The 16,829-nt window shown below is 45.9% G+C and carries 13 protein-coding genes; 2 read left to right on the top strand and 11 right to left on the bottom strand.

Going from position 1 to position 16,829, the window contains the following annotated elements; translation table 11 throughout:
- Positions 1 to 23 precede the first annotated feature (23 nt).
- The 3 genes from NLX73_RS01645 to moaA all read right to left on the bottom strand — a co-directional run bounded on the left by NLX73_RS01645 (position 24) and on the right by moaA (position 2,272).
- A complete protein-coding gene (locus NLX73_RS01645) occupies positions 24 to 272 on the bottom strand; it encodes a MoaD/ThiS family protein (protein WP_165178515.1) in 249 nt (82 codons plus the stop codon).
- A gap of 133 nt (positions 273 to 405) precedes the next feature.
- On the bottom strand, positions 406 to 1,218 hold the full coding sequence (fdhD, locus tag NLX73_RS01640; RefSeq protein WP_165178516.1) for a formate dehydrogenase accessory sulfurtransferase FdhD: 813 nt from the start codon (positions 1,216 to 1,218) through the stop codon (positions 406 to 408).
- A 40-nt stretch (positions 1,219 to 1,258) separates the two neighbouring features.
- Complete coding sequence (gene moaA, locus NLX73_RS01635; protein WP_254325211.1) at positions 1,259 to 2,272, bottom strand: GTP 3',8-cyclase MoaA; 1,014 nt, start codon at positions 2,270 to 2,272, stop codon at positions 1,259 to 1,261.
- Between the two features lie 640 nt (positions 2,273 to 2,912).
- Between moaA and fdhF the strand changes: the two genes are divergently transcribed.
- Positions 2,913 to 5,855 (top strand): formate dehydrogenase subunit alpha, encoded by a 2,943-nt coding sequence (gene fdhF, locus NLX73_RS01630; RefSeq protein ID WP_254325210.1) that lies wholly within the window; start codon positions 2,913 to 2,915, stop codon positions 5,853 to 5,855.
- Between the two features lie 12 nt (positions 5,856 to 5,867).
- A complete protein-coding gene (locus NLX73_RS01625; protein ID WP_061829711.1) occupies positions 5,868 to 6,350 on the top strand; it encodes a helical membrane plugin domain-containing protein in 483 nt (160 codons plus the stop codon).
- Positions 6,351 to 6,432: 82 nt separating this feature from the next.
- On the opposite strand, the gene NLX73_RS01620 is transcribed toward NLX73_RS01625, so the two are convergent.
- The 8 genes from NLX73_RS01620 to aspA all read right to left on the bottom strand — a co-directional run bounded on the left by NLX73_RS01620 (position 6,433) and on the right by aspA (position 16,803).
- Complete coding sequence (locus tag NLX73_RS01620; protein WP_013311244.1) at positions 6,433 to 6,786, bottom strand: hypothetical protein; 354 nt, start codon at positions 6,784 to 6,786, stop codon at positions 6,433 to 6,435.
- A 140-nt stretch (positions 6,787 to 6,926) separates the two neighbouring features.
- Entirely contained in the window at positions 6,927 to 7,928 is a 1,002-nt protein-coding gene (gene kdgT / locus NLX73_RS01615; RefSeq protein ID WP_254325209.1) for a 2-keto-3-deoxygluconate transporter, read from the bottom strand.
- Positions 7,929 to 7,976: 48 nt separating this feature from the next.
- Positions 7,977 to 8,984 (bottom strand): tripartite tricarboxylate transporter substrate binding protein, encoded by a 1,008-nt coding sequence (locus NLX73_RS01610; protein WP_250260846.1) that lies wholly within the window; start codon positions 8,982 to 8,984, stop codon positions 7,977 to 7,979.
- Positions 8,985 to 9,149: 165 nt separating this feature from the next.
- Positions 9,150 to 11,555, bottom strand: a complete 2,406-nt coding sequence (locus tag NLX73_RS01605; protein ID WP_254325208.1) for an AraC family transcriptional regulator — start codon at positions 11,553 to 11,555, stop codon at positions 9,150 to 9,152.
- A gap of 214 nt (positions 11,556 to 11,769) precedes the next feature.
- On the bottom strand, positions 11,770 to 13,425 hold the full coding sequence (locus tag NLX73_RS01600; protein ID WP_254325207.1) for a methyl-accepting chemotaxis protein: 1,656 nt from the start codon (positions 13,423 to 13,425) through the stop codon (positions 11,770 to 11,772).
- A 27-nt stretch (positions 13,426 to 13,452) separates the two neighbouring features.
- Entirely contained in the window at positions 13,453 to 14,457 is a 1,005-nt protein-coding gene (locus tag NLX73_RS01595; RefSeq protein ID WP_254325206.1) for a BMP family lipoprotein, read from the bottom strand.
- A 171-nt stretch (positions 14,458 to 14,628) separates the two neighbouring features.
- Positions 14,629 to 15,219 (bottom strand): restriction endonuclease, encoded by a 591-nt coding sequence (locus NLX73_RS01590; protein ID WP_254325205.1) that lies wholly within the window; start codon positions 15,217 to 15,219, stop codon positions 14,629 to 14,631.
- Between the two features lie 174 nt (positions 15,220 to 15,393).
- Positions 15,394 to 16,803, bottom strand: a complete 1,410-nt coding sequence (gene aspA, locus NLX73_RS01585) for an aspartate ammonia-lyase (protein WP_103049539.1) — start codon at positions 16,801 to 16,803, stop codon at positions 15,394 to 15,396.
- Between the last annotated feature and the right edge of the window lie 26 nt (positions 16,804 to 16,829).

The following is a 16,829-nucleotide window of genomic DNA, read 5'->3' as shown; positions in this document are numbered from 1 at the left end:
TTCATTTATTCTATTAATAGAATTTACCCTCCTGAAACCGGAGGAATAATCGCAATCTCATCATGGATACTTACGAGGTCCTCAGGAGCGGCGTAGGCTTGATTTCTGGCAACAAAAGAACCCTGCAACTGGGCTGCTGCTTCAGGGAAACACTCGGATAGCAAGTCTTTTAACGCGGCAACGCTCATCGTTTCTTGATCAGTAGGCACCGTGATTGTAGGCCCTCCCATCTGTTCCGCAAGTCCGGCAAATACTTGAATATGATAGTTCATTTAACATCCCCTCCTTTTCAGTACAGTGACTGTCCACCACATATGTACCAAGAAAAACCAACATGAATGAATACCCCGAAAGGTTTTATTCCATGCTGGTTAACTATGACGGTGTACAATGAGGATTTGTATATTATATTTTAGATTCAACCAGTTCATCAATCCGCTCGGTATGCGTATATACATTCAGAGAATGACTGCGTATAAAGCCGACGGTTGTAATTCCCAGATCCTCAGCCAACTCAAGTGCAAGCTCTGTGGGAGCTGACTTGGACAACACAACTTCACAGCCAATCTTCGCAACCTTCAACAAAATTTCAGACGAAATGCGTCCGCTGAATACTATGATTTTGTCTTGTAATACAATATCATGTTTTAGGCAATGCCCATAGATTTTATCCAGCGCATTGTGTCGGCCGATATCTATTCTGGACAGGATCATCCCGTCTTTATCGCACAACGCTGCATTATGAACACCACCGGTCTCTTGGAACGTAAGTGCCGAGCTTTGCATTAAATTCATCAAGCGGAAACAATCGTCAAAAGACAGCGTAACATGGGTGTCATTCATTCTTTTTGCCACTTTGGCATCATTCATAAAATAAAAGCCCTGTCTGCTTTTTCCGCAGCAGGAGGTAATGTACCGTTTGGAATGAAAGTTTTGATAAAACTCATTCATTCGACGGGTTTTAATATGAACAAAACCTTCTTTTTCCTGAACCCAAATATCTTCAATATCATCGTACCGTTGAATGACGCCTTCAGAGGCCAAAAAACCTACTGCCATATCCTCCACATACTCTGGTGTACAAACCATGGTAGCAAATTCCTGCTGATTGATTTTGATGGTCACCGGATGCTCCGTCACCACAGTGTCTTCAAAACGCTTGATCTGACCGTCACGATAACGTAGAATCTCACGTTTTACCTCAGCTGGCTTTTCCATGTGCTCCACTCCCTTGTTTCTGACAGGCGGGCTCTTCGGCTCACCCGCCGATGTGTGACATTTCAATTTTAGACGTTGCTTGCTGTGTATGATTCAGTCGTTCCTCTGAATAGCGGTCGGTACGTTCTCTCCAAACACGCTCAATGTAAGCTTTAATCTCGTCATCAGACTGTTCGGAACGCAGCATCGCGCGAAGCTTGTACCCTTGAGAGGCAAACAGGCACGTGTACAAGGAGCCTTCAGCAGAAATTCTCGCTCGTGTACATGTGGAGCAGAAGGCGTCCGTAACAGACGAAATAATGCCGATTTCCCCGTCTCTGTCCTGATACCTGTAGCGCGTCGCCACCTCACCTTTGTACTGGGGTGGAACAGGTTCTAACGGCATATGCTCGTGAATGGCTTCGATGATCTGCTGCTTGGAAACGACCTGATCCAATTTCCAGCCATTGGTGTTGCCTACATCCATAAACTCAACAAAACGTAAAATATGCTTTTTCTTTTGGAAATAATCAGCCATGGGAACAATATCCTGATCGTTAAAACCCTTTTGCACGACCATATTTATTTTCACTTGCATCCCTGCTTGAGCCGCAGCCTCAATACCATCCAGCACCGCCTTTACACTGCTTCTGCCCCCGTTCATTTGACGGAACCGATCGTCATCGAGCGAATCCAGACTAACCGTCACTCTCTTCAGTCCCGCCTCTCGCAGTGCTACAGCATATTTAGGCAAAAATACGCCGTTTGTCGTCATTGCAATATCTTCAACGCCATCGAGTTGAGTTAACGAATGAATAAGCAAGGACAAATTTTTCCTCAGCAACGGCTCACCACCAGTAATACGCAACTTCGTAACGCCCAGCGAGACAAAAATACGGGAAAGGCGCGTAATTTCCTCAAAGGTCAATATTTTTTCTTTTGGCAAAAACGGATAGTCATGGCCAAATATTTCTTCCGGCATACAATATCGGCACCGAAAATTACATCGGTCTATGACGGATATTCTTAAGTCCCGTAACGGACGATTCCATTGATCGTCGCTCCGGTTCGCCATCCTGTTCACCTCAATCCGTCTTCATTAATAAAACTCTTTACACTCTAAATTGGAACGGTATTTCCATTCATTTTATACTGAACCAAAAAACCGGCATCACAACAACTTCTTCGCTTATGAATATCGAAGAATCTGCTAAATGCCGGTTAATTTATCTACATCAGGATTTTACGAATCCCACTTCATGTGATATAGAAAAATCAAACTAACAAGCGCTGCGACAAATAAAATATACGCGGTTCCCACGCACACTCCATTTACGATTGCTCTGAAATAGATTACATTCCTATTGTTAGCAATCCTGGAACGTTTGTCAATGATTTTTCGATTTCTCAAACGATAATCATTATCAATTAAAAAATTAATAATGTACCGTTGAACTATCTTAAATTTTACGTTATAGTTACACGAGATGACATGCAGAAAATGACATATCTAAGTTATTCAGAAGTTATTGATATACAGACGGTGCGTACTGTTTGTTATTAATACATATTCAAATGGCGGATTGGCCTCCAGGACCTAGAGCTTGGTCACTACTCCACCATAAACACAAGTGCTCGTGTTTCAGCACTTGTGTTTATGGTGGAGTTTTTTTATTCCTAATTTTTAAATTTAAAATCTGAAAGGAGCCTGAACCGTGACTGATAGTACGATCAAAATTACATTAAACGGACAGGAACTGAAAACGAAGAACAGCGCAACGATTCTTGAAGTGATTAACGAAAACAACATCGCCCATCCCCAGCTGTGTTACGTTCCCGAAGTCGATCCGATCCGCACCTGTGACACATGTATCGTGGAAGTGGACGGAAAACTTATGCGTTCCTGCTCAACACTGGCTTCGGATGGAATGAATATTCATTTACACTCGGATCGCGCGAAAGCAGCTCAAACCGAGGCTATGGACCGATTGCTAGAAAATCATCTCCTCTACTGCACAGTGTGCGATAACAACAACGGTAATTGTACTTTGCATAATACAGCAGAGCTTATGGAGATTGAACATCAAAAATATCCGTATCAACCGAAAGTTGACCCGACAGAAGTAGATATGTCTCATCCCTTCTATCGATATGACCCCAATCAATGTATTGCATGCGGCCAATGCGTAGAGGTATGCCAAAACCTTCAGGTCAATGAAACGCTGTCCCTCGACTGGGAAGCTGAACGCCCTCGCGTCATATGGGATGACAGGGTTGCGATTAACGATTCCTCCTGCGTCAGCTGCGGTCAGTGTGTAACCGTCTGCCCATGCAATGCCTTGATGGAGAAATCCATGCTGGGAGAAGCAGGCTTCATGAGTGGCATGAAAAAGGATTTATTAAATCCGATGGTGGATTTAATAAAGGAAGTGGAGCCGGGCTATAGTGGGATTTTTGCTATTTCCGAAGTCGAAGCAGCAATGCGTGAAACCCGTACGAAAAAAACGAAAACCGTCTGTACGTTTTGCGGTGTAGGTTGCAGCTTTGAGGTTTGGACCAAAGGCCGCAAAATTTTGAAGGTACAACCTACCTCTGAGGGACCTGTTAACGGTATCTCGACATGCGTAAAAGGGAAATTTGGCTGGGATTTTGTGAACAGCGATCAGCGTTTGACCTCCCCTTTAATTCGTCAAGGTGACGAATTTGTGGAAGCTACCTGGGAAGAAGCCTTGAGCCTGATGGCCAGCAAAATGGGAGCTATTCAAGAAACTTACGGCGGTGAGGCACTCGGCTTTATTTCTTCGTCCAAATTTACCAATGAAGAAAACTATTTGATGCAAAAGTTGGCTCGTCAGGTCTTCCAAACGAATAACGTCGATAATTGCTCACGGTATTGCCAATCTCCTGCGTCATGGGGGCTGCAATACACCGGAGGCATCGGTGGGGACAGCGGTACGATTAAAGACATTGCCAAAGCAGGTTTGGTCATGCTGGTCGGTTGCGCGCCGGGAGAAGGACATCCCGTGCTGGCTACTCGTATCAAACGTGCGCATAAGCTACACGGTCAAAAGTTGATCTCGGTCGACCTGCGCAAGCATGAAATGGCAGAACGCGCAGATCTGTTCATTCGTCCGAAGCAAGGTACGGATTATGTATGGTTATCCGCTGTAGCCAAATACATCATTGAGCAAAACTGGCATGATGCAAAATTCATTGAAGAGCATGTAAACTTCTATCCTGAATATTTGAAGTTGCTAGATCGTTTCACCCTGGAATTTGCCGAACAGGAAACTGGTATTTCCAAAGAGACACTGATTCAGGTAGCGACTATGATTCACGAAGCCGACGGCACTGCCATTTGCTGGGGCATGGGTGTGACGCAAAACATCGCAGGCTCTTACACTTCGATTGCAATTGCCAACCTACTGCTGGTGACTGGAAACTTTATGCGTCCGGGTGCAGGCGCATATCCGCTTCGCGGACATAACAATGTTCAGGGTGCTGCCGATATGGGTACAATGCCGGATATTTTCCCGGGCTATCAGCCCGTGACGAACGATGTCGTTCGTGCCAAGTTCGAAGCGGCCTACGGCGTACAAATTCCAGGTCAACGCGGACTAGACAACATTCAGATGCTGGAAGCCATTGAAACAGGTAAACTCAAAGCGATGTATATCGCTGGAGAAGAGATGGCATGGGTGGATGCCGACTCCAATCATACCCAAGAAATGCTGGCGAATTTGGATTTCCTTGTCGTTCAGGATGTATTTCTGAGCAAAACAGCTGAATTCGCCGATGTCATTTTGCCAGCCGTACCTTCACTCGAAAAAGACGGAACCTTTACGAACACCGAACGTCGTGTCCAGCGTTTATATGAAGCACTCCGCCCTATGGGAGACAGTAAACCGGATTGGTGGATTTTCAGCCAATTTGCCAAGCACATGGGATTTGATTGGGATTACAGCCATCCAAGTGAAATTTTTGAGGAAATGGCGTCGCTCACTCCATTTTTCTCCCAATGTAATTATGACGTATTGGAAGGCTGGAACAGCTTCCACTGGGGATCGCCGGATGGTAGCAATACACCGCTACTGCACACCAACGGCTTTAACTTTCCAGATAAAAAAGCGCGTTTGGGACTTTTCGAATATGTGCCACCGAAAGAGTACCCCGTTGAATTCGATCTGACCTTAAATAATGGTCGACTGCTCGAACAGTTTCATGAAGGAAATATGACAACCAAATCAGCGGGTATTCAGCTCAAACTTCCAAAAGTATTTGTAGAAGTGTCACCTGAATTGGCTGAAGAGCGCGGAATCCATAATGGATCGCTAGTTCGATTGGAATCCCCTTATGGTGCGGTCAAGCTACGCGTTCTGGTTACAGACCGGGTGCAGGGAACTGAAATTTATGTGCCGATGCACTCTACCAGCCATGATGGTGCGGTCAATCTGTTAACTGGTGGAGCGTTCGATGTGGTCACCCGTACACCGGCCTATAAACAAGCCAAAGTACGGATGCAAATTTTGGAAGTAGACGGTCAAAATCCACTACCACGTATCAATCCGCGTTACAAAAAGCGTCATCCGCAAAATGGGGTTGAAGTGGACCGTAAGTGGAATCGTCCCGGTTACGTCGATTTAGTGGATCAAAAATAAGGAGGTCAAGCCGTGGCTAAGCCTATTTCAATTGTGAGAAAACGCATTTTGACAGAAGAAGAACGGCAAAAACAATCGCTGGATCAGCTTACTGCTGATCTGGCGGACAATGGGGCGGCATTGCAGAAGACACTTGAAATCGTACGTGAACTGCACGATAGTGGTCTTCTCGAAGCAGCTCAGTCTATGCTAAAGGCTAAAGAAAGCATCGCCAAAATCGCTGTAGGACAAGCGACGCGTAAGCCTGTGACGAACATCATCAATAATCTCATGGGAGCAGCAGGGATGCTGTCTGAGGTAGACCCCGAGCTGATGAAAAAGCTGGCAAACAGCGTTACTAATGGCCTGAACGAAGCCGATAAACATCTAAAGCAGAATAAAAAGACTCGTCTGCGCGATCTTATGAAGGCGATGAATGATCCAGATGTAAACCGGGCAATGGGATTTGGCATTCATTTTCTCAAAGGAGTGGGAAAGAGTTTGTCTGATAAATAGCTCATTGAGCGTGAAGGTGGAAGACTAGTAACAACAGACAATAAAAAGAGCTGGCTCCGAAAACGGGGACAGCTCTTTTTATTTATTTTTTATCCACCTGTAATAGCGTCACCGTTTTAAGAGAAACGGCATCTTTTATTTGCTCCTCTGCGATGACCTTGAGCTTAAGCAAACTGGCAATCTTCGACGTATCCGGCTTGGAAAACAAGCGCCATAGCTGCGGATCAGGCAGTGAATCATACAGCTTTGTATGATCGTATTCCTTGCGGTGCTGCTGTATAATCTTGACTCGGTAGTTGCCAATTTCCCAATCTGACACTTCCTGCTGTGCACAATGTGCGGTAATGTCATTACGCAAATCAGTCAGTTCACCTTCAATTTCTTTTTGCTTTTGCTTTAACTGGTAGTAGCGACGCACCTTGTTTTCCAATCCCATCACGCTCCTCTGCTTACATATGTATGTTTGCAGAAGCGTTTTAGGACAAGTTTTGTAATCTTAGGATTAAAGATATAACTGTAACAGCATTTCCCGGGTAATGGAAAGGTCCATAAGTCGAGCCATCATTCATCCAAACTTTATTTAGGCAAATTCACACCTGGTTTTACAGGCCCTGCTCCTTGGGATTTCCCCTTACGCTTCATATAATTGGCCCAGTATGCCGTCAGAATAGGTACTAAAATCGAGGTCACAATGACCGAAGCAGCAACTAAGGCCGTTGCAGATTGCGCTACAGGCAGAAACTCAGGCTTGATGTTGGCGACAATGACTGGATTGGCTACTGCTGCACCTGCTGTACTGGAGGCTGCAATTCCTGCTGTTCCGTTGCCACCACCGATATATTTGTCCGCCAAAATCAGTGGAATACCTGTAACGATAATGACAAAAATGCCCAATAAAATACCAAGCATACCTGTCTGGACAATGACACTCAGGTCAATGGAACAACCAAGTGCAAAACCGAAAAATGGAATCAAAGCTTGCGTTGCGTTCCCAAAATATTTTCGGAAATCATGATCCAGATTGCCCAACATAAATCCGACCAAAAATGGTAATACCGCTCCCACAAATGTTTGCGGTTCAAAAACGGCCAGCCCGGTGCTACCCAAAATAATCATGGTCACCAACGGACCCGATTCCAGTGACATCAGTACAAATGCTCCTGCCTCTTCCTTGGAGCCATACTGCTGCATAATAGAGGCGTATAACCCGCCGTTCGTCATATCCATAGCCGAGATCAGCGCCAGCACCGACAAACCTGCAAATAGCCCACTTTCTATACCACCAACAGGCAGCAATCTGGATGCAATGATCGCCACTACCCACGCGACCGCGATTTTAGTCAATACGAGCGTTCCTGATTTACGCAATACAGTACCCGTCGCTCGCACATCTATAGAAGCACCCATACAAAAAAACCACACTGCCAAGATGGGTACCGTACCTGTCATCAGCCCCTTGGTAAAAGATCCAAAATAGTCGCCTGCCCATGGAGTAAATGTATGAAAAAGTGCGCCAATAAACAGCGGCACCAGCATAATGCCCCCTGGAATTTTATCAATGTTTTGTTTGATTTTCATAACTTCGTTCAACCCTTTCGTTTTTGCCAATGCAAAAACAAGGCCGTGTTACTTGCGGCTCAAGCCGAGCTCGGGAATCAGTCTCGCGAAGGTATCGTGGCTCTCCTTCAGTTGCCGCGCGAATGCTTCTGCATCCTGTACACGCAATCCCAACCCATGCTTACGCATTTCCTCCCTGAATTCCTCGTCTTTCGTCCCCTTGATCAGTGCATCCGTCAGCGTTTGAGCAACTTCATCCGGTGTATCCTTGGGTACAGCCAGCCCTCTCCAAGTGCCGATAAAATGTACACGTAGCCCAGTGGATTGCTGTAGTGTCGGCACTTTTGGAAACGCTTCCGAAATAGTGTCTGCCTGGATCGCCAGTATGCGAAGTTTCCCTTCGTCCACGTATTTCTTCACTTCTGCGGGACTGACGGGTACAGCATCCACAAATCCGCTCATTAAAGCGGAGACGGCTGGGCCTGCTCCCTCATAAGGGATATGGGTAAAGCGAACTCCGCTTTTCTGCTCCAGCATCGCGGCAGCAAGGTGCCATATGCTCCCTGTGCCTGCATTCCCCATTTTGAGCTTACCGGGATGGGCCCCAGCATCCTCCAGAAATGCCTCCGCTGTCTTCCATGGTGCATCCGCCCGGACCGTAATGGCGGAAGGGTCCATATTGGTTTGAAGCAGCGGCTTAAATCGCTCATAGGTGAGCGGTAGCAGTCCCAAATGAGGCAACGTAGTCAGCTCAGCGACCAGATACGTTACGGTATAACCATCCGCCTGCGCCTCAGCCCCTTCCATTAGCCCGACAGAACCGCCTCCTCCCGTTCGATTAACGACGATGATCGGCTGACCGAGATGCTTTTCGGCGGCTTTCGCCAACGCTCTCGCGGTAATATCTGTACCGCCTCCGGCTGCATAAGGAACGACGAGTGTTATTGGCTTCGTAGGAAATATACGGCTGTGATCCTGCAAGGTGTGGTGATCCACATATTCACTGATACTCAAGGCAGAAAGCATAGCTACTCCCGCCGCAACCAGCACATATTTTTGCCATGGCTTTTTCTTCATTACGTTTCCTCTTCTCTAAAAATGAACTGGGCCCGTCATGCGCCCGTTTTCACCTCCAACGTTTTCGGTCTTGTTATTTGCGTTTACATGAAGTCAATGTACCGCAACGTGGAGGACTACAGCTATCGCTTAATCTTCGTATTTATCTTCTATTTCGCCAAAGTATCAACCTTTTGACCGATCTGCATATTCATTGGAAGATTTGCTGATTTGTCTGAATTTCCCTGGGGTCACTTGTTTGTGCTTGCGGAATACCCGGATAAAGCTGTTCTCATTTCGGTATCCGACCTGTTCTGCAATTTCACCGATTTTCAAATGGGTTTCACTTAGTAATGTGCATGCCTTTTTTACGCGTAATCCAGTCAAATAATCGTAAACGGTGGTCCCCGTTTCTTCCTTGAACATGCTACTCACTGAGGACACGCTCATGTGAACATGATCCGCAATTTCCTGAAGCCCGATGTTCAAATGTAAATGATGTTCCATATACTCGATCATCTCTTGTACACGCACAAAATCTTTGGACTGGATGCGTCCATTCCATTTTTCTTCAATATCAGTCAACATAATGACCAGCAATACCTCCATGTCTTGAAGGTCTAGCGTCAGAATCTGATTCCAGTGGTAATCAGCAAGCTGATCCGGCGGTGTCACACTCTGAGTGGCACACCATTTTAGCAAATCTTCCAGCAATTCATGAACAAACAAGTAGACCTGAGCTGGGGATGTTCTGTGGAGTCGAAGTTCTTCTACCCAGTGGCTGATTAGCTTTACACTTGCACCAGGTTCCTGTGACTCCAGGGCACGAATCATTTCCACACGCCGATTGTCCAGCAATGTTGAATCCTGAATCTGCTCCTTTGACTGTTCATCTACCGTATTATCCTTTTTCACACTTATACTGCTGTCTATATTCGTATATGAACGTCCATACCCCTCATACAAACGCAAATTAAGGGCCTCTTTTCCTTTTATAAAAGACGCCCGTGCCTCTCGAATATCCGTGACCATATGGCCAATTCCTATAGAAATGGTCAAAGGAAGATACTCACCGACAACCTGAATCAGCCTATCCACGCTTTTCTGAAGCAAAATGCTCTCTTGGAGGTCAGTCTCTGTACCAACTTCATTCGAACTCTCGCTGAACTGTAACAGCACAATAAAACCACTTTCCTCCTCCGGCGAGCATACTGCTTTCCAGTGAGGTTCGAGCATCTCTAGCAAAATATTGTTCAGCGCATACTTGAGCAGCATTTTATCTTCTTCTGGAAAGCTTGCGGCCCACGCAGAATACCGGTCAATGGACACGACCATGACAAACAAAGAATGGCCGTCCCAATCGGAAAAATACTGTTCCCATTTCATACGCATTTCCTGTATGCCCATTCTACGCTGGATGACATCTTCCATATATTTGGAACGCAGCTCCGGCAGGCTTCGCTCTACCACCAATGATTTGCGGTGAAACTCTCCAACCAGTTTGCTAATCACAGGTTCCAGGTCATACAATCCTCCTTGGCGCGTTCCCTTATTGCCCGAATTCAATAGGCTATTAATTTTTTTCATGGGACGAAAAGCTGCATAATTATAATAGTAAACTGCTGAGCACCCAGCCAGTATGGAGATAAAGGCCAGCCACAGCATCATATTGCGCGCCAGCTTTACATTTTTCAGCAGCTTGTCCATCGGAACGAGCGATACTAGACGCCAGCCCGTTACATCAGAAAAGGTTTGGTTCGCCATATATTCCATGTCCCCTATCTCCACATAAGCATAGGGACTCACATCCAGTTCTTTTAAAATCCTGCCCATATCATTTAAGGGTAAGGACGATCTCAGCTTGGGATAGATCAACTCGCCCTCCAGATCATACACGTATTGCGAGTTGGATAAATGAATATATAGTTTGGAGAAAAAACGGTCATAATCCAGATTGATTAGCACCGCACCCATGACCTGACCATCCTCTACTATGGGCCTGGCCAGTGAAAGCAGCTCTACCGCCCCCTGCTCACGATCGGTGCCGTACCATCGCCGCTTAATCAACAACGGCTTTTTTTGAATGTCCTGAATCCAGGGAACCCATGTGGTATCCGGTGCCTGCTTCCAATCAGGCCTGTAACCATAATTGCTGGATACGAGAGCATGATTGTCCAAAGAAATAACTTCAACCGAGTAAATTTCTTCGTGCGAAGAAAGGGTTTTCAAGTATTTGTGAAGCCGATCTATGACGGAGGCCTTGTCTTCCAGCGATTCCCCATCTGTTTGGACACGTACAAAGGCCTCTACGTCTGGATGATATGCTGCGTCCAGCGCCTTGTTATCAGACTCACGAAAAGCCCGATTGGTCACATCCAGATTGATTTGCAGCAATTCTATATTGGGTGTGTTCAGCTCGGTATCCAAACCTTCACGGTATCGTGAATACGATAGCAAGCCGATCACGCTAATTACAAGCGACACGCACAGAGTGAGCAGTAGAATCAATCTTGTCTGTTTATTTTTCAATATCAATCGAAGCTTAAGTCGCAACATTCCCGTAACTTCATCCTTCCGGACTTCGTTGTCCATCTTCCTCTTGCCAATATACGTGGTGACATATTCTCCCTAAATCTATTTGACGTAAGAGTTGGAATTCCCTGCCTATGTATATCAAACTTAATATAAGGATTCATATAAAAAAGAAGAAGCCTCCCTGTACTGTACAAGGTAGAACTCCTTCTTTGGCACTGCTTGTATCATTATTCAGCAAAAACAGATACTCGCTGCACAGGTTTTAGCTAGTCTATTCCACCTGAAAACGATCCAGCTCCCGCTGCATCTCTTCGCGAATCTGACGAAGCTCTTTTACCTTCTCAGCCGATTCCTCAAATGAACGCTTCTGCTCCACTGTGGAAGCCGTAATCTCTTCACTGCCTGCGGCGGACTGCTGAGTGATTGCGCTGATATTTTCAATAGCTTGCTGCACCTGTACGCTCAGTTCTCGCGATACATTCATGTCCGTTGATAGCTTGCTGACTTGGCTGGCAATTTGCTGCACTTTGCCACTAATCTCTGTAAACGATTCTCCAGTCGAGGAGGTTGCCTTCTCCTGCTCACGGAACAGCTCCTGACTTTGCGCCACAGAAGTCTTCACCTTATCCATAGCCTGAGTGATACTGTCAACAGCAGTATAAATTTTCTTTACAGCAGACTCTGATTGATTCGCCAGCTTTTTCACTTCATTGGCAACAACAGCAAAACCTTTTCCTGCTTCACCTGCACGTGCAGCCTCAATAGAAGCATTCAAGGACAACAGCGATGTTTGGCTGGCAATTTCGGATACGTATCCAGTCATGGTTGTAATCTCGGCTGCATTAGCCTCCAGCTCCTTGACCGTCTGCTCCACTTCGGACATGGCTGAACGATTTTCTGCAACGATACGCAGTTGATCGCTCATGACCCGCGTACCCTGCTCAATGACACGCAAAGCATCCTCACTATACGCGGTCGATTGTGTGGTCTCCAGTAGATTCGATTCAAACTTCTGCTGCATCTCGTCCACAACGCCAACTGTCGACGACAGATCCTCAGCAATTTTCTGACTGCCTATTGCCAGTTCCTCTGTTGACGTGCTGACTTGTGTCACAATTTCCTTCATGGCCTCATTATGCTGATCAATATCCCGAGCCATCAGATCGACACGATTACCCGCCTGATCAATGGAGAGTACAATGCTGCGCAAGTTCCCGATCATCAACCGGAAAGATTCATTAAGCTCGTCCAGCTCATCGCGTCCCTTGGTTTGGGCAAGCTGCACTGTCAGATTCCCCTCAGCAATTTGCTTTGCGGCATCCGTTAACTTGCGTGTTCTAAGGGCAAGCTGCCTGGAGGTATATGTATTATATAGCCCAACCGCCACCAGAAGTATAACTGCACCTGCCAAGGCCAATTGCCATGTAAAACGAATGCTCTTGGTCAAATCTTCTGTGTATTGGTCATAACGTGCCTTGGTCAGCAGATCCAGCATAAATACATCGTTCTGAATCCCTTGGGCACGCATGGCCTCCCGCTTGGACTCCGGGCTGTTTTGGGTACTCATGGCTTTCTCCGTTGCTACTTTCAATTGGCTGAATTTTGTTTTAATCGTATTCAGTCGCTTTTGCTGCGCTTCGGTTTGCATCATACCCTGTGAAAGCAATGCAATCGTCTTTTCAGACTGAGTCAGTTGATTTTGCACATCGGCTTTGTTGCTCTCCGTCATGGAAGCTGAATAATTTTGCAGTGCCTGCCCTGACTGAATCAAATAGGCATTGAGCTGCTGTACATTCAACATAGCCGGAACCAGATTACTACTTTGCGAGTTAATACGAATTAATTCAAAAATGATATAAGCCACTAAAGCCAGGCAAGCGATCAAGGAAATCATCGCGTTCAGCACCAGTTTACCTTGCAGTTTCATCAGCTTTCATCCTCCGTTTGCGAAAATTTATTGGGTGGGAACAGTCCGTGTGCCGGATTTGATCTTTTCCTTTAAATCATCCAACAACTTTTGCTGATCCGGACTCAGTGTCACGACACGAATAGGCGCCAAACCTACACCATCTTCCGCAAGACCAAACACCATATCCTTCTCCGTAAATTTTCTTTGATGATCTGCAAATCCTTTGACTGCTGTATAAATTGCAATGTCTACATTTTTAAACATCGAGGTCACTACCGCTTTTTCCGCAATAAAAAACTGGTCGCTATCGACCCCGATGGCGAATTTATGCTGCTTTTGCGCTTCCTGCAGCGCACCTACGCCCGTAAGACCTGCGGCTGCAAAGATGACATCAATCTGATCCTGATTAATCATGTCATCTGCAATTTCCGTACCCAGTTCCGGCTTTCCAAAATCTCCTGCATACGTTGCAGTAACTTTGGCATTAGGCTTGACTGATTGCACCCCTGCGCGATACCCAATTTCAAATTTTTTCAACAGAGGAGATTCCGCACCTCCGAGAAAACCCACCTGTTCGGTGCGACTCGTCAAACCCGCAACGACTCCAGCCATAAAACTGCCCTCTTCTGCTTTGAAGCTAATAGAGGCCACATTCGGTAAATCTGATTTCTCATCCACGATTAAAAATTTACGGTCTGGATATTTTTTAGCAATGGATTCCAAACTGTCCTTCACCATGTAACCCAGCCCAATGATTAAATCAGCCTTTTCCTCAGCAAGCTGTTCAAAAGCCGCATCATACGTCTTGGTCTCCGTTATTTCTCGGTATTCAAAAACAATTTTCCCCTCATCCCGTGCTTTGACCAAACCTCGGAAAGCAGCGTCGCTGTAAGATTGGTCACCCAGACCAATATCTGACAGTACGATTCCCACCTTAATGGGCTGAGCCTTGGTTTGTGCTGCCGATTGCCCACATGCACTTAGCAATAATGCAAGGATTGTGACAATGGGAATCCACCTAAAATTTAATAATACAGCTCGCTTCTTCATGACATATCACCTCAGCATAATTTGGAAATCCCCAACATCTTTATATCGGTTATAAAAGCATATTTTTTCATAATAATTTCTGTAAACTCAGTTCTTCTATTTTATTATGAAAAAATAGAAGGGACTGACCACCAGGCTTGAATAACATCGCCTAACAATCAGTCCCCAATCTTATTTACTTTCACTCCATTTGGAAGCAATCACTTCGGTTTTACTTTCTATGAGATCCATGACTTCCTCGCGGCGTTTCGTCTTGAATAAATTAATCATGTCGATCAAGTCGTTGCGGTCTAATAATTTAACCCCGTTGACAGCAGCAAGTGTTTTACAGGATTCCGTATAACGGCCGGAGGTGATGACGACAGACTTGTCGGCCGCATAATAACGCATGGAGGTATAAATTTCCTGCACCGCGCCCAAACCTACCGGATGTTGTACCCCATAACGTTTGGCCTGTATGACAACTCTGACGCCTTCACGGTCTGTAAAAACCAGATCCGCTCCAAAATCCCGGCTACTGGTTGTTTTATAGATGTCCTTATAGCCAAGCGCGGATAATAACCGCTGCAAATAAAGCTCAAATTCCGAACCATCCTCCATACGATCTATATCCTGAATTCCAATTTTACGTGGGTCCAGATCACGTAAAATCCGATTTCTGCGACCACGTATCAATCCTCTGATGATGAGCGCAAACAACACTAAAAGTACAATGAGTCCTATTCCTAATTCCTTGTATGCCAATAATTTCTCTAGCAACATCCAACTCCCCCTTTTCTACCATAAGCGTAGCCGTATCATCCTTAACAGGGAACTCCCCTATGCAGGCTGGCTCCCGTATTACATCTGGGTTATCACATAACAATAGCCCCGCCAGATTCGACGGGGCTATCTTCGTCTTGCCTCAAAGCTGTCTAAACTCCATACTCCGCATCATTATTCGCGATTCAGCAAAGATTCTCCGGCAATACCAGGCTGAGTCATTTGGTACGGGTCTAATATAATGTCCAGCTCCTCCTCGGTCAGTACATTGTACAGCAAGCACAGCTCGCGCACCGATTTCCCAGTCGTAATTGCTTCGCGAGCAATGCGTGATACCACCTCATATCCAAGGTGCGGATTAAGCGCTGTAATAATGCCTACACTGTTCTCTACATATTCACGACAACGCTCCACATTCGCTTCAATTCCTTCTACACAATGAATGCGGAAGACGTGGAAGCCCTGCTTCATAATTTCCAGCGATTGCAGTAGGTTGTACACCAGTACGGGCTCCATTACATTCAGCTCGAGCTGACCAGCCTCTGAAGCCAAGCAGATTGTATGATCATTACCAATGACCTGAAAAGCAATTTGGTTAATGACCTCACACATCACCGGATTTACCTTGCCCGGCATAATGGATGACCCTGGCTGGCGGGCAGGCAGACTCAGTTCCCCCAGACCCGCACGTGGTCCGGAAGCCATCAAACGGATGTCATTTGCCACCTTAGACATATTCATCATACAAATTTTCAAGGCGGCAGACACTTCAGTATAAGCATCCGTATTTTGTGTAGCATCTACAAGATTTTCGTCAGCTTCCACAGGGAAGCCACTGACGTCTGCCAGTACCTCTGCGACACGCTGAATATAACGACGGTCTGCGTTCAGGCCAGTACCCACCGCAGTTGCACCCATATTAATCGTTAGCAGGTGCTGCTTGGTCGCACGGACGCGTCCGATATCACGACCCAGCACACGCGCATAAGCCTGAAACTCCTGCCCTAATCGAATCGGCACTGCATCCTGCAAGTGAGTTCGCCCCATTTTAATCACACTATCAAACTCATTTGCCTTGCGGGAGAATGCTTCCTGAAGCTCACTCATGGTAGCTAACAGCTTATCAATCATACTTAATACAGCCAAGTGTACGGCTGTAGGAAAAGCATCGTTCGTCGATTGCGCCATATTAACATGATTATTAGGACTGATCTCCTGATAATCTCCGCGCTGCTTGCCAATCAGCTCCAACGCGCGGTTCGCAATCACTTCATTTGTATTCATATTAATGGATGTGCCTGCGCCGCCCTGAATCGGATCGACGATGAAATGATCATGCAACTGTCCTTGTATAATCTCATCAGCAGCCTGAATAATGGCCTCTGCTTTGGGGCGGTGTAAACGGGTTAGTTCCATATTTACCGTCGCTGCTCCCTTTTTTACAATCGCCATGGCTTTAATCAACTCAGGGTGCAGTTTTTGGCCTGTAATTGGAAAATTTTCTTTTGCCCTCAACGTTTGTACACCATAATAGGCATCTGATGGCACTTCCTTGGTACCTAAAAAATCATGCTCCAACCTCATATTCTCTGATTCCTCCGCTGTGTTTG

Origin of the sequence: Paenibacillus sp. CH40, from assembly GCF_024213605.1 — a bacterium.
Taxonomy (GTDB): domain Bacteria; phylum Bacillota; class Bacilli; order Paenibacillales; family Paenibacillaceae; genus Paenibacillus; species Paenibacillus polymyxa_B.
The sequence above is the reverse complement of the archived record's forward strand: the minus strand, read 5'-3'. Positions and strand labels throughout refer to the sequence as shown.